Annotated in this window: 15 protein-coding genes; 11 read left to right on the top strand and 4 right to left on the bottom strand. The window is 70.7% G+C overall.

All coding sequences use genetic code 11. The features are described 5' to 3' along the window. Positions 1–16 precede the first annotated feature (16 nt). Positions 17–1,270 (bottom strand): septation protein SepH, encoded by a 1,254-nt coding sequence (gene sepH, locus EAH86_RS07655; protein WP_140738465.1) that lies wholly within the window; start codon positions 1,268–1,270, stop codon positions 17–19. Between the two features lie 114 nt (positions 1,271–1,384). Here sepH and EAH86_RS07650 point away from each other — a divergent pair, with 114 nt between their 5' ends. From EAH86_RS07650 to EAH86_RS07640, 3 genes are read left to right on the top strand one after another with little or no spacing between them, the layout of a single operon-like run. Further along, positions 1,385–2,020, top strand: coding sequence for a trimeric intracellular cation channel family protein (locus tag EAH86_RS07650; protein ID WP_140738462.1), 636 nt, complete (start codon positions 1,385–1,387; stop codon positions 2,018–2,020). Positions 2,021–2,033: 13 nt separating this feature from the next. Further along, complete coding sequence (locus tag EAH86_RS07645) at positions 2,034–3,152, top strand: ferrochelatase (protein ID WP_241668259.1); 1,119 nt, start codon at positions 2,034–2,036, stop codon at positions 3,150–3,152. Positions 3,153–3,154: 2 nt separating this feature from the next. Then, the gene (locus tag EAH86_RS07640) at positions 3,155–4,024 is read left to right on the top strand and encodes an inositol monophosphatase family protein (protein WP_140738459.1); all 870 of its coding nucleotides are present in this window, start codon (positions 3,155–3,157) and stop codon (positions 4,022–4,024) included. Between the two features lie 27 nt (positions 4,025–4,051). Here EAH86_RS07640 and EAH86_RS07635 read toward each other — a convergent pair whose 3' ends face one another. Then, positions 4,052–4,237, bottom strand: coding sequence for a hypothetical protein (locus EAH86_RS07635; protein ID WP_140738456.1), 186 nt, complete (start codon positions 4,235–4,237; stop codon positions 4,052–4,054). Between the two features lie 340 nt (positions 4,238–4,577). Between EAH86_RS07635 and EAH86_RS07630 the strand changes: the two genes are divergently transcribed. From EAH86_RS07630 to EAH86_RS07610, 5 genes are all read left to right on the top strand, one after another. Continuing rightward, complete coding sequence (locus tag EAH86_RS07630; RefSeq protein ID WP_140738453.1) at positions 4,578–4,877, top strand: DUF4193 domain-containing protein; 300 nt, start codon at positions 4,578–4,580, stop codon at positions 4,875–4,877. 96 nt (positions 4,878–4,973) lie between these two features. After that, positions 4,974–5,468, top strand: a complete 495-nt coding sequence (gene dut, locus EAH86_RS07625) for a dUTP diphosphatase (RefSeq protein WP_241668258.1) — start codon at positions 4,974–4,976, stop codon at positions 5,466–5,468. Between the two features lie 7 nt (positions 5,469–5,475). After that, positions 5,476–6,333 (top strand): DUF3710 domain-containing protein, encoded by an 858-nt coding sequence (locus tag EAH86_RS07620; protein WP_241668257.1) that lies wholly within the window; start codon positions 5,476–5,478, stop codon positions 6,331–6,333. A 9-nt stretch (positions 6,334–6,342) separates the two neighbouring features. Next, positions 6,343–6,762 (top strand): OB-fold nucleic acid binding domain-containing protein, encoded by a 420-nt coding sequence (locus EAH86_RS07615; protein ID WP_241668256.1) that lies wholly within the window; start codon positions 6,343–6,345, stop codon positions 6,760–6,762. Continuing rightward, positions 6,752–7,483 carry a DUF3159 domain-containing protein gene (locus EAH86_RS07610; protein WP_140738448.1) on the top strand — a complete coding sequence of 244 codons (732 nt, stop codon included), beginning with the start codon at positions 6,752–6,754 and terminating at the stop codon, positions 7,481–7,483. The genes EAH86_RS07615 and EAH86_RS07610 overlap by 11 nt, the downstream gene beginning before the upstream one ends. Positions 7,484–7,510: 27 nt before the next feature. On the opposite strand, the gene EAH86_RS07605 is transcribed toward EAH86_RS07610, so the two are convergent. Together EAH86_RS07605 and EAH86_RS07600 are read right to left on the bottom strand one after the other, a co-directional pair. Then, on the bottom strand, positions 7,511–8,194 hold the full coding sequence (locus EAH86_RS07605) for a potassium channel family protein (RefSeq protein ID WP_140738445.1): 684 nt from the start codon (positions 8,192–8,194) through the stop codon (positions 7,511–7,513). 46 nt (positions 8,195–8,240) lie between these two features. Beyond that, a complete protein-coding gene (locus tag EAH86_RS07600; protein ID WP_140738442.1) occupies positions 8,241–8,909 on the bottom strand; it encodes a potassium channel family protein in 669 nt (222 codons plus the stop codon). Between the two features lie 55 nt (positions 8,910–8,964). Between EAH86_RS07600 and EAH86_RS07595 the strand changes: the two genes are divergently transcribed. Genes EAH86_RS07595 through EAH86_RS07585 form a run of 3 tightly spaced genes read left to right on the top strand, consistent with a single transcriptional unit; the run spans position 8,965 to position 12,721 of the window. Next, positions 8,965–10,995, top strand: coding sequence for an APC family permease (locus tag EAH86_RS07595; RefSeq protein ID WP_140739017.1), 2,031 nt, complete (start codon positions 8,965–8,967; stop codon positions 10,993–10,995). Beyond that, positions 10,992–12,290, top strand: coding sequence for a class I SAM-dependent RNA methyltransferase (locus EAH86_RS07590; protein ID WP_140738439.1), 1,299 nt, complete (start codon positions 10,992–10,994; stop codon positions 12,288–12,290). The genes EAH86_RS07595 and EAH86_RS07590 overlap by 4 nt, the downstream gene beginning before the upstream one ends. Continuing rightward, on the top strand, positions 12,290–12,721 hold the full coding sequence (locus EAH86_RS07585) for an acyl-CoA thioesterase (protein WP_241668283.1): 432 nt from the start codon (positions 12,290–12,292) through the stop codon (positions 12,719–12,721). The genes EAH86_RS07590 and EAH86_RS07585 overlap by 1 nt, the downstream gene beginning before the upstream one ends. The last annotated feature ends 62 nt before the right edge of the window (positions 12,722–12,783 follow it).

The following is a 12,783-nucleotide window of genomic DNA, read 5'->3' as shown; positions in this document are numbered from 1 at the left end:
CCCGGCCCACGAACCCTCAGTCGCGCGGCTTGGCCCCGAACATGACGTCGTCCCAACTCGGGACGCTGCGGCGAGCCGGCTTCCTCGACGAGCCGGTGGCCGCCTTGCGGGGCGGCTCGTCGTCCTGGTCCTCGTCCGCGTCGGCTGACGAGGAGGTGCGAGGCGCGGAGGGCGCGTCGACGGGGCGACCGACGGCACGCTCAACCACGGGTTCGCGGTCCGGCTGGACCCGCTCGGGCGCCTGGTCTGCCTCGGGGTCTGGCTCGTGCTCTGCCTCGGGGGCAGGGATCGGCGCTGCCGGGGCAGCGGGGGCCGCCGGGAGGACGTCGTCCCCCACGGGACTGGCGTGGTCGTCGAGCGGGTGCAGACCCTTGGCTCCCGGGGGCGGCGGCATCGACTCGGGGTCGTACGCCAGCTCCTCGAGGGGGAGCGCATCCGCGCGGGGCGCATCGTCGCCGGGGGTCTGGGTCGGGGCGGTCTTGCGCCGACGGGGGCGCCCGCGGTGGGACGCTCGCTCGCGCATCGCGGACATCAGGTCGAGCGGTTCTTCGGGAGAGGCGCCCGAGGACGAGGCGCGGGGCGTGGCCCGGCGGCCCGAGGCGACCCCGCCTTCGGCCTCCACGTCGTAGACGGTGGTCGCCCGGACGGGCGCGGACACGAGGTGGGGGGCCGGCAGGGGCGACGTGGTGCCGGTGGTGTCCTCCTCGCTGAGCCAGCGGGCCTCGTCGTCGGCGGCCGCGACGGTGCGGGCCTGCACGTCAAAGGACCACCGGGCCTGACGCTCACGGCCACCGGCAGGGAAGGTGAGGATGACGGTCCAGTCGCCCTCGGTGCTGCGGGCTGCGTCCCACTCGGCCGAGGTCGGGTCGACGCCGCGGCCCGAGAGTCGCTGGCTGGTCCGGGCGGACAGGGTCGGTGCGCTGGCGCCGCTCGCGCTGCGCCCACGCAGGCGGACTGCGCGGGCCAGGCCGGCGACGTACTCACGCTCGGCGAGGATCGGGCCCTCGTAGCGGCGGACCTTCTCGACCGGCCACCCGGACCGGTCCGCTACCTCTTCGGCGGACAGGCCACCGCGGATCAGGGCCTGTACCTCGCGGGGGCGCATGCCACCGTCGATCTCGATCTGCAGCTGACCGAGGCGTGGCCGGTCACGACGGGCGGCGGCTCGCAACGGTTCGTCGAGCTGGACCCGGAAGCGTTCCCCCTCGGAATCGGACAGCAGAAGGTGCTGGCCGTCCTCCTGCACACCGATCAACCGCAAGTCGCGCATTGCCATTTTCTCCGTATCGCCCTCGCTCGTGGATCGGGCACCGTGCCGCTGACTCTGCCATCCCCGAGGTCGAGGCGAAAGCGACCACGCCGCAACGGTAGTTTTGACCTCGCGATGCTGACCTTCGACGCACACCTCCAGCTGGCACTCGACCTCGTCGGGGTGTTCGCCTTCGCGCTGTCCGGTGGCCTGGTCGCGGTGAAGAAGCGACTCGACCTGTTCGGCGTGCTCGTCCTGGCCGGAGCAGCGGCCCTGGGAGGCGGAGTCCTGCGCGACCTCCTCATCGGCGCACTGCCACCCGTGGGCATCTCCGACTGGCGGCTGCTGACGTCGGCGCTGGTCGCCGGTCTGGTGACCTTCCTCTACCACCCGGGCGTCGAGCGCATCTCGCGCTTCGTCCGCATCCTCGACGCGGCCGGCCTCGCGGTGTTCGCCATCGGCGGCTCGCTGAAGGCGCTGGGCGCGGGCATGGACCCCCTCACGTCCGTCATCGTCGGAGGCATCACCGCGGTCGGCGGCGGTATCGTCCGCGACGTGCTGGCCGGCCAGGTGCCGGAGGTGCTGCGGCGAGAGATGTACGCGCTGCCGGCCCTGCTCGGCTCGGTGCTGATCGTCACCGCCCACCACTTCGACCTGATCAACCCGTTCACCATCTGGGGGTGTGTCGCCCTCGTCTTCGGTATGCGGATGGTGGCGGTCGTCCTCGACGTCCACGCCCCCAAGCCCCTGCGCACTGGAGACCACTCATGAACGGCTCGCTGACGTGACCACCGACGAACGCCCCCTGGAGCCGTACGACGGCATCCTCCTGCTGTCCTTCGGCGGACCCGAGAAGCCCGAGGACGTGCTGCCCTTCCTGCGGACCGTGACGGCCGGCAAGAACATCCCCGACGAGCGGCTCGAGGAGGTCGGCGAGCACTACTACGGCTTCGGCGGGCGCAGCCCGATCAACGACCAGAACCGCGCCCTGCTGGCCGCCCTGCGCGCCGAGCTGGACCGGCGCGAGATCTCGACACCCGTCATCTGGGGCAACCGCAACTTCACCCCCTTCACGGCCGAGGCTCTCGAGCAGGCCCATGACCAGGGTCTGCGGCGGCTGGTCACCGTGGTCACGAGCGCCTACTCCTCCTACTCCTCCTGTCGGCAGTACCGCGAGGACCTGGCCGGCGCGCAGCAGACGGCATCCGAAGCCGGGATGACGATCGACCTCGACAAGGTCCGGCCCTACTTCAACCACCCGGGCTTTGCCCGTGCCAACACCCGGCTGGTCACCGAGGCGGTGCGCGGCGCGCTGCGCGAGGGTACCGAGCCCGACAGCCTTCGCCTGCTCTTCGTCACCCACTCGATCCCCACGGCCATGGACGACACGTCCGGCCCCGGTGACGCTGAGGGCAACGCCTACAGCCGTCAGCACCTCGCGCTCGGGGCGGCGATCACGCAGGAGGTCAACGCGACCCTCGACACCGACTTCACCGGCGAGCTCGTCTTCTGCTCCCGGTCCGGCCCCCCTGCCCAGCCGTGGCTCGAGCCGGACGTCAACGACCGCCTCGAGGAGCTGGCCCTGGAGGGTGCCCAGGTCGTCGTGGTGGCACCGATCGGCTTCGTCTCGGACCACATGGAGGTCGTCTACGACCTCGACACGGAGGCGGCCGCGACTGCCGCGCGCCTCGGACTGCAGCTCGTCCGGGTGCCGACGGTTGGCGTCGACCCCGAGTTCGTGTCCGGGCTGGTCGACCTCGTACAGGAGCGGGCTGCCGAGGCACGCGGCGAGGACCCGCCGATCCCGGCCTGGCCCGGGCGCGAGGCCAGGCCGTCGACCTGTGCCCCGGGGTGCTGCCCCAACCTGAGGGAAGCCAAGCCGGCCCTGTGCGGGCGGGACTGACCATGGACCTCGCAGCACCCGACGCGGACACCCTCGAAGCCCTCGAACGCCTCGCCGTCGAGGTGTGCGTCGAGGCCGGTCGGCTGATCGTGGACGAGCGCCCGGCCAACCTCGGCGTCTCGAAGACCAAGAGCACCGCCACCGACGTGGTGACCGTCATGGACCAGCGCGCCCAGGACCTGCTGCGCACCCGGCTGCACGAGGCACGCCCCCAGGACGGCTTCCTCGGCGAGGAGGAGGGCGGCGCGGCCAGCCGCTCGGAGATCACCTGGGTCGTCGACCCCATCGACGGCACCGTCAACTACCTCTACGGCATCCCGTCGTATGCCGTGTCCGTCGCCGCCGTGGTTGGCGACCCCACCACGCCGGGCGCGTGGCGGCCCGTCGCGGGAGCGGTCGTCAACCCGGTCACGGGGGAGCTCTTCCACGCCCGGCACGGCTCCGGGGCCTGGCTACAGGTGGGCACCGCGACCGCGACCCGGCTGGAGATCGCCGCGCCGCCCCAGCTCGGGCACGCGCTCGTGGGAACCGGTTTCGGGTACGACACCGGTCGCCGGCACTGGCAGGCCACCCTGCTGCTCGGCGTCCTGCCGCACATCCGCGACATCCGCCGGATCGGCAGCGCGGCCCTCGACATCTGTGCGGTCGCCGCGGGCACCCTGGACGCCTACTTCGAGCGCGGCCTCAACCCGTGGGACATGGCCGCCGCCTGGCTCGTGCTCACCGAGGCTGGAGGAGTCTTCACCGGGCTCGGTGCGGCACCACCGAACGACCAGATGGTGGTCGCGGCGGCGCCCACGCTGCATACCGCGCTGCACGAGGTGGTGCTCCACGCAGCGGAGCGATCCGGCACGGAGACCACCGGCGGCTGAGCCGGGAGGTGGCCGGTAGTGCTCGGGTCAGGCGGCGCTGTAGTTGGTGAGCTCGGGGATGCGCAGGCCGTGCTCGTCGGCGAGACGGGCGAGGCTCTCGAGCTCAGCCTCGCGGACGGAGGCGAGGTAGTCGTCTCCAGACTCCTGGGCCTTGCGCAGGGACTGGGCGGCGCGGGTCGCGCGCTGGGTGATCTCGGAGTGGAACTCGGTCATGGTGCACCCCTCTCTTCGTGTGTCTGATGGTCGTGTCACGAGTCGGGTCGGCCGGGCCGGAGGTGAGGACTCTACGGGTACCGACGCGGTTCGGGGGAGTTGGGGTTGCCCGATCTGGGTGAATCTTGGGTGAACCCAGACCATGCCTTGCCCGCCGCTTGGCACCCCGTGCTGGCCGGATCTGGACGCGATGGTGACGTCCGGACGTGGATAGGGCACAATCCCGCCCGGCGGTGGGCACAAAACCGCGAGCACCAGCGTTAACACCGGCGACTCGTCTTTCCGAGGCACGGAGAGACGTCAGGATCACCGACAGAGAACAGGGAGAGCGACAGCGACCATGGCGACTGACTACGACGCGCCGCGCAAGACCGATGACGAGCTGTCCGAGGACTCGATCGAGGAGTTGAAGTCCCGCCGCGTCGACAAGAGCGCATCCAGCGTGGACGTCGACGAGACCGAGCAGGCCGAAGGCTTCGAGCTCCCCGGCGCGGACCTGTCCGGCGAAGAGCTTTCGGTGCGGGTCATTCCGCGCCAGTACGACGAGTTCACCTGCTCAAGCTGCTTCCTCGTGCACCACCGCAGCCAGCTGGCTTCCGAGTCCGGCGGCAAGATGGTGTGCCGGGAGTGCGCCGCCTAGGTGGACGGTGACACGGTGAACGGCCCGGTGACTGCCACGCTGAGTGACAGGGTGAGTGCCACGGGGCCGTTCGGTGCAGAGATAGGGTCAGTCCACGTGACTGGCCCTTCTCGCATTCCGCCCTCGACGGTTGCGGTCTCCGTGCGTCGCCTCGACGCCGACCTGCCGCTTCCGTCCTACGCCCACCCGGGCGACGCGGGCGCGGACCTGCGCGCCGCCACCGACGTGACGCTGGCTCCGGGGGAGCGCAGCCTGGTCCCCACCGGGGTGGCGCTCGCGATCCCGGACGGCTGGGTCGGCCTCGTGCACCCGCGCTCCGGCCTGGCCGCCAAGCACGGCATCAGCATCGTCAACGCCCCCGGCACGGTCGATGCGGGCTACCGGGGCGAGATCCTCGTCAACCTGATCAACCTCGACCCGCGCGACGCCTTCACGGTGCGTCGCGGCGACCGCATCGCCCAGCTGGTGGTCCAGCAGGTGGCGCGGGTGGAGTTCCTCGAGGTTGATTCGCTCGAAGACACCTCGCGGGGTGACACTGGACATGGTGCCAGTGGCGGCTTCGGCGACCACACCCAGACAACGAAGGACTGACTCACCAGTGGGCATTTTCCGACGCGGCAAGAACACCGACACGACCGACGCGGTCGACCTCGACGAAACCGTCGACGCGGTGGACTCGACCGACTCCTCCGACGGCCTGGTTGACGGACCGAACGACACTTCCGGCGACTCCACCGACTCCACCGACTCGGCCGGGACGGCGCCGGCCTACGCGGAGCGGGTCGAGGGTCAGGGGCCGTTCGACTCCTCGGACGTCGACCTCGAGGCCGACGGACGGCTCGACCTGGGTGGCCTGCGCATCCAGGGGGTCCCGGGCATGGAGCTGCGCCTGGAGGTCGACGAGGCCGCCAACCAGGTGGTTGGCGCCACCGCCGTCATCGGTGACTCAGCGGTGCAGATCCAGGCCTTCGCGGCACCCAAGACGATGGGCATCTGGGACGACATCCGCGCGGAGATCGCCGAGTCGATCCTCGCGCAGGGCGGCACCGCCGACGAGGGTCGCGGCCCGTTCGGCATCGAGCTCCGCACCCGCATGCCGTCCGCCGGACCCGACGGACGGACCGTCTTCGCCCCGGCGCGTTTTGCCGGCGTGGACGGTCCCCGCTGGTTCCTGCGTGCGGTCTTCTCCGGGCGTGCGGCCATCGAGGACGAGGCCGCCGCACCCCTCCTCGAGGTGGTGCGCAGCACCGTCGTCGTCCGTGGCGACGGCGCGATGGCACCGCGGGAGATGTTGGTGCTCAAGCTCCCCGACCAGGTCGAGGTGCCCGAGGCAAACCGGTCAGAGGCCAACGGGTCGTCCGCCGACGACGAGGCTGCCGACGCACGCAGGTCAGCCGGCAACGTCGACGACCTCAAGCCGTTCGAGCGTGGTCCTGAGATCACCGAGGTCAGGTAGGGCGCCGTCATGGCCACCAAACAGCAGATCACCATCGACCCGCAGACTGCGCACGGTCGCAAGTCGCCGTTGTCCCGCCTCGGCGACCGGCTCACCAAGTCGGTCACCCAGATCGAGGCCGACGAGCTCAAGGAGGATGCCGCCCGCCTGGGCTGCACCCCCATGTGCGACCTGCAGGACCGCCAGGAGGCGACCGTGTCGGGCACCGTCCGCGCGGTGACCCTGCGGCCCCGCGTCAATGTCCCGGCGCTGGTCATCGACCTCTATGACGGCAGCCGCACCATCAACCTGATCTGGCTCGGGCGCCGGACCATCGGCGGCATCCAGCCGGGCACCTACCTACGCGCCCATGGCCGCGTGACCTACAGCCGCGGCATACCGACGATCTTCAACCCCTCCTACGAGATCGTCCCGCTGCGTGCCCACTGAACCCGCCCCCGGCGCCACCGTCGAGGAGCTGATCCGCCATCGCCTGTCCACCGCCCTGGGCGGCTGGCGCGGTTCGGCCGAGACCGCCCTGCCCACCGTGGCGTTCGTCGTCCTGTGGGTGTGGCGTCAGGACCTGACCGCAGCCATTGTCGCGTCCGTGACGGTGACCGTGGTCCTCGCGGTGCTGCGGGTCGTGCAGCGGCAGAGCCTGCAGTACGTCCTGTCCGCGGTGTTCCCGACTGCGATCGCGGCCTTCTTCGCGCTGCGCAGCGGCCGGGCGCAGGACGCATTCCTGCCCGGCATCATCTGGAATGCCGTGATGCTCGCGGTCGCGACCGTCTCGGTGGCAGTTCGCTGGCCGCTCGTGGGCTTCATGGTCGGCGCCGGCGACCCGAGGATGGCCGACGACCCCGTGGGCTGGCACCGGGACCGCGGGCTGGTCCGGGTCTGCCAGCGGCTCACCTTGGTCCTCGCCGCCATCTTCGTCATCCGGCTGCTCATCATGGTGCCGCTCTACCTCGCAGGTCAGGTGGCTCTGCTGGGCGTCGCGAAGGTCGTCCTCGGGTGGCCGCTGTGGCTGGCCGGGGTCGGTGTGATGGGCCTGATGCTGGTCAAGGGTCACACCCCACCCGAGCTCGACGCCTCCGACGTCTCCGACGTCACGACGGAGCCGGCGACCGACGGGGTCGTGGAGCCCGACGAGTCCGAGCTGCGAGCCTGAGCCAGGTCACTCCTCGTTCCGGGGAGCTCACTCCTCGTTGCGCGGGACTCGCTGACCGGGGCTGAGCATCGCCTCGAGCTCGTCCTCGAACTCCGGCGTCGAGATGAACAGCAGCTCGTCGTGCGGCTCGAGCGAGTCGTCCCGGCTGGGGGCGATGGGGTGGTCCTCGCGGATGATCCCGACCAGGACGGTCTCGCCGGGGAAGTCCACGTCGCCGACGCGCTTGCCGGCATACGGGCTCTCGGGCGGCAGGGTCAGCTCGACCATGGTGGCCTTGCCCTGCTGGAACTGGAAGATCCGGACCAGGTCGCCGACGCTCACGGCCTCCTCGACCAGGGCCGTCATCAGCCGCGGCGTGGACACGGCCACGTCGACACCCCAGGCCTCGTCGAACATCCACTCGTTCTTGGGGTTGTTGACCCGCGCGACGGTGCGGGGCACGCCGAACTCGGTCTTGGCCAGCAGGGACACCACGAGGTTCACCTTGTCGTCACCGGTGGCGGCGACGACGACGTCGCACTCGGCGAGGCCGGCCTCGTGCAACGCGGTGATCTCGCAGGCGTCGGCGAGCAGCCAGTTGGCGTCCGGGATCTTGCTGGCCTGGACGTCCTTGCGCTCGCGGTCCATGAGGAGCACCTGGTGACCGTTGTGCAGCAGTTCGCGGGCGATCGAGCGGCCCACGCTTCCTGCCCCGGCGATGACGACGCGCATGCTGGTTCCTTCGGGTGGCTCAGTCTGGTGGCTCAGGGCGGGTGGGTCAGTGCTCGGTCGCGACGGGGGGTGCGTCCAGCGTGCGCTCGACGGCGGCAAGCTCGGTCGCGAGGCTGGCCAGGTGGAGCAGGTCGCCTTCCTGGAAGACGCTGTCCGAGCTGGGCAGGATCGCGGCGCCCAGCCGCGTCAGGTATGCCGCGCGGCTGCCAGTGGCTTCCTCGAGCGCGCTGATGCGGTGGCCGACCCACGCGGGGTTGACCGTCACCTCGGCGATGACGACGTTGCCAGAGGGGTCGACGAGCTCGGGGACGTGACCCTGGGGAAGCAGTCGGCGCATCATCTGGTCTGCGGTCCACTTCACGGTCGCCACGGTGGGTATGCCGAGCCGCTGGTAGACCTCGGCGCGACCGGGGTCGTAGATGCGGGCGACCACGTGCTCGACACCGAACGTCTCGCGGGCCACGCGGGCGGCGAGGATGTTGGAGTTGTCACCGCTGGAGACGGCAGCGAAGGCGTAGGCGTCGGCGATGCCCGCCTCGTGCAAGGTGTCCCGGTCGAACCCCACGCCGGTGACCCTGCGACCCTCGAAGGTGGACCCCAGCCGGCGGAACGCTGACTCCTCCTGGTCGATGATCGCGACATCGTGGCCCTGGCTCTCGAGGCTGTGCGCGAGGGACGAGCCCACGCGGCCGCAGCCCATGATGACGAAGTGCACGACGCCGACGCTACACCGCGACGTCCGGCACCTGCAGGGCGCCGCGCAGCGGTGGATGGCGCGCCCTAGAGTGTTGGCCGTGCCCACCTCAGGACGTGTCGTCAAGCGAGTGCTCGTCGGCCGCGCGATGCGCAGCGACCGGCTGGGGGAGACGCTCCTGCCCAAGCGGCTCGCCCTGCCGATCTTTGCCAGCGACGCGTTGTCCTCGGTGGCCTACGCCCCGGACGAGATCTTCCTGACCCTCGGCCTGGCTGGCGGGTTCCTCGCGCTGACCCACTCGTGGGAGATCGGGCTGTGCGTCGTCGGCGTCATGCTCGTCGTCGTCGCGTCCTATCGGCAGAACGTGCACGCCTACCCCTCCGGCGGTGGCGACTACGAGGTGGCCACCACCAACCTCGGGCCCAAGGCGGGTCTGACCGTCGCCGCAGCACTGCTGGTCGACTACGTCCTGACCGTCGCGGTGTCGATCTCGTCGGGTGTGCAGAACGCCGCGGCCGCGTTGCCGTTCATCCGCGGTCACGAGGTGATCGTCGCCGTCGGGCTGGTCGCCCTGCTGACGGCCATGAACCTGCGCGGGGTCCGCGAGTCGGGCCAGGCGTTCGCCCTGCCCGTCTACCTGTTCATGGCCAGCGTCATCGGCATGGGCATCGTCGGGCTCATCCGCGAGGTGACCAACACGCTGCCCCAGGCCGAGAGCGCCAGCCTCACTCTCGCTCCGGAGAAGGGCTTCGAGTCGCTCGGCAGCTTCGCCATGATGTTCCTGCTGCTGCGCGCCTTCTCGTCGGGCTGTGCGGCGCTCACCGGCGTCGAGGCGATCTCGAACGGCGTCCCGGCGTTCAAGAAGCCCAAGAGCCGCAACGCCGCGACCACCCTGCTCCTCATGGGGCTCATCGCCGTCACGATGCTGATGTCGATGCTGACCTTGGCGAAGTGGACCGGCATCAAGTACGCCGAGGACCCATCGACCCAGCTGCTGCGCGACGGGAAGCCCGTAGGGAACTCGTACGTCCAGGACACGGTGATGGGCCAGGTCGCCAAGGCGGTCTTCTCCGGTTTCCACCCCGGTGTCGTCCTCGTGTCGATCTTTGCCGGACTGATCCTCATCCTGGCTGCCAACACCGCCTTCAACGGCTTCCCGGTGCTCGGGTCGATCCTGGCCAAGGACGGCTACCTGCCCCGCCAGCTGCACACCCGCGGTGACCGGTTGGCCTTCTCCAACGGCATCCTCATCCTGGCTGGCGCCGCCGCGCTCCTCATCGTCATCTACGACGCCGAGGTCACCAAGCTCATCCAGCTCTACATCGTCGGCGTCTTCGTGTCGTTCACGCTCAGCCAGATCGGCATGATCCGGCACTGGAACCGGCACCTGCGCCTGGAGCGGGGCGGCAACGAGCGACGCAAGATGATGCGCAGCAGGGTCATCAACGCCGTCGGCGCGACGATGTCGGGCACGGTGCTCGTCGTGGTGCTGCTCACCAAGTTCCTGCTCGGTGCGGGCTACGCCATCGCCGCGATGGTCGTGATCTTCTTCATCATGCTGCGCATCCGCAAGCACTACGAGCGGGTACGCGCGGAGCTGCGCATCAGCGACGACGACCTCGACGCCCAGATGCTGCCGAGCCGGGTGCACGCGATCGTCCTGGTGTCCAAGATCCACAAGCCGACCCTCCGCGCGCTCGCCTACGCCAGAGCCACCCGGCCCTCGAAGCTGGAGGCCATCACCGTCAACGTCGAGCCGGACGAGACCAAGGCGCTGCAGGAGGAGTGGGACCGACGCGACATCCCGGTGCCGCTCAAGGCGCTCGACTCGCCCTACCGCGAGATCACCCGACCCGTCGTCGAGTACGTCAAGTCGCTGCGCTCCGGCCACCCCCGCGACGTGGTCGTCGTCTACATCCCGGAGTACGTCCTCGGCAAGTGGTACGAGCAGGTGCTGCACAACCAGAGCGCGCTCCGGCTCAAGGGCCGGCTGCTCTTCACTCCCGGTGTCATGGTGGCCAGTGTCCCCTGGCAGCTGGCGTCGTCGCAGGGCGCCGAGGAACGGTTCGACGGCCCGACGGCCGGCTCCGTCCGCCTCGGCCAGTGAGCACGCCCCCGACAGCAGCCGCCGCTCTCGCCACCGGCGACGTGGTGGAGGTCGAGGTGGGACCGGTCGCCCACGGTGGTTTCTGCGTGGCCCGGCACGAGGGCCGCGTCGTCTTCGTCCGCCACGCGCTGCCGGGTGAGCGCATCCGGGCGCAGATCACCGAGGCGCGCGAGGGCCACCGGTTCGTGCGCGCCGACTGCATCGAGGTGCTCGAGCCCAGCCCGCAGCGGGTCACCCCGCCGTGCCCGTATGCCGCGCCGGGACTGTGTGGCGGCTGCGACTTCCAGCACGCTGACCTCGGCTACCAGCGCGACCTCAAGGCCTCCGTCGTCCGCGAGCAGTTCTCGCGCCTGGCCAAGCTCGACGTCGAGGTGAGCGTGGAGCCGCTGCCCGGCGACCGAGACGGGTTGGGCTGGCGCACCCGGGTCGAGTTCGCCGTCGACGAGACCGGCCGGGCCGGGCTCCGTGGAAGCCGGTCGCACGAGATCATCGCGGTGGACTCGTGCCTCATCGCGGACCCGCGCGTGCTCGCGACCGGCGTCCTGACCCAGGACTGGTCCGGTGAGTCGGCCGTCGACGTCGCAGCACCCTCCGAGGGCGAGGCCGTCATGGTCTCTGTCCCCTCTGGTGAGGCCGATGTGCCTGTCCTCACCGAACGCGTTGCAGCACAAAGCTTCTCGGGCGCCTTCGAGGTGTCGGCTCGTGGCTTCTGGCAGGTCCACCCGGGCGCGGCAGCGACCTTTGTCGACACCGTGACCGGCATGCTCGCCCCGCAGCCGGGCGAGACCGCGCTGGACCTGTATGCCGGCGTCGGCCTGTTCGCCGCGGCGCTGGCCCAGCGGGTGGGGGAGTCGGGCAAGGTCGTCGCGGTGGAGTCCGACACGGGAGCCGTCGCGTCGGCGGCAGGCAACCTCGCGGCATACCCGTCGGTGGCGATGGTGCGCGCCCGCGTCGACGACGCGTTCGGCGTGCCCCGAGCGCACCGGTCCGGTCCGGCCCGCAACCGCGCGCAGCGCTCCCGCAAGCTCCGTCGCCACCCGCTGCTACCGCTGCGCGCCGACCTGGTCGTGCTCGACCCGCCGCGTACCGGCGCCGGGCGCGACGTCGCGGCCCAGGTGGCAGCACTGCGGCCCCGGGCGATCGCCTACGTCGCCTGTGACCCGGCGGCGCTGGCCCGGGACACGGCCTTCCTCGCGGAAGCCGGCTACCACCTGGCCGAGCTGCGGGCCTTCGACGCCTTCCCGATGACCCACCACGTCGAGTGCATCGCGTTGTTCGAGCGGACATCCGCGTGATGGCGCCCCGAGACGGCCGGCCGTTCGTCCACCCGGTCGAGGTGCACTTCTACGAGGTCGACCAGGTCGGGGTGGTGTTCAACGCGTGGTACCTCGCGTGGTGCGACGACGCCCGGATGGCCTACTGCGCGGCACGGGGCTACGGGCTGGAGCAGGCCAAGGCCGCCGACGCCGTGCCCCTGGTGCGGCACGCCGACATCGAGTGGCTGGCCAGCCTCGCGGCCGGTGACCACGCCGAGATCGTGGTGCGGCCGGTCCGGGTGGGGACCACGTCGTTCACGCTGCGGCACGAGATCCACCGGGCCGGCGATGGCGAGCTGTGCGCCGTCCTCACCATCACGTACGTGGCCGCAGGCCTGGTCGAGCGGACCAAGCGCGAGCTCCCACTTTCGCTGCGGGCGGCCTTGGAGCAGGATCAGGTAGAGGCCTGACCGGCGTGATATCTTGACGTCAAGATAAATCGAGTACGCATCGAGCACGACATCACGGTGCA

Source organism: Pedococcus bigeumensis, from assembly GCF_006438965.1.
Taxonomy (GTDB): Bacteria; Actinomycetota; Actinomycetes; order Actinomycetales; family Dermatophilaceae; genus Pedococcus; species Pedococcus bigeumensis_A.
This window is presented reverse-complemented; position numbering and strand designations above follow the sequence as displayed.

Excerpts from the sequence above, each read along its gene's own strand:
- EAH86_RS07615 (WP_241668256.1), top strand. The coding sequence starts at position 6,343 with ATGGCCACCAAACAGCAGATCACCATCGACCCGCAGACTGCGCACGGT.
- EAH86_RS07650 (WP_140738462.1), top strand. The coding sequence starts at position 1,385 with ATGCTGACCTTCGACGCACACCTCCAGCTGGCACTCGACCTCGTCGGG.
- EAH86_RS07585 (WP_241668283.1), top strand. The coding sequence starts at position 12,290 with ATGGCGCCCCGAGACGGCCGGCCGTTCGTCCACCCGGTCGAGGTGCAC.
- EAH86_RS07605 (WP_140738445.1), bottom strand. The coding sequence starts at position 8,194 with ATGCGCGTCGTCATCGCCGGGGCAGGAAGCGTGGGCCGCTCGATCGCC.
- EAH86_RS07595 (WP_140739017.1), top strand. The coding sequence starts at position 8,965 with ATGGCGCGCCCTAGAGTGTTGGCCGTGCCCACCTCAGGACGTGTCGTC.
- EAH86_RS07635 (WP_140738456.1), bottom strand. The coding sequence starts at position 4,237 with ATGACCGAGTTCCACTCCGAGATCACCCAGCGCGCGACCCGCGCCGCC.
- sepH (WP_140738465.1), bottom strand. The coding sequence starts at position 1,270 with ATGCGCGACTTGCGGTTGATCGGTGTGCAGGAGGACGGCCAGCACCTT.
- EAH86_RS07630 (WP_140738453.1), top strand. The coding sequence starts at position 4,578 with ATGGCGACTGACTACGACGCGCCGCGCAAGACCGATGACGAGCTGTCC.
- EAH86_RS07640 (WP_140738459.1), top strand. The coding sequence starts at position 3,155 with ATGGACCTCGCAGCACCCGACGCGGACACCCTCGAAGCCCTCGAACGC.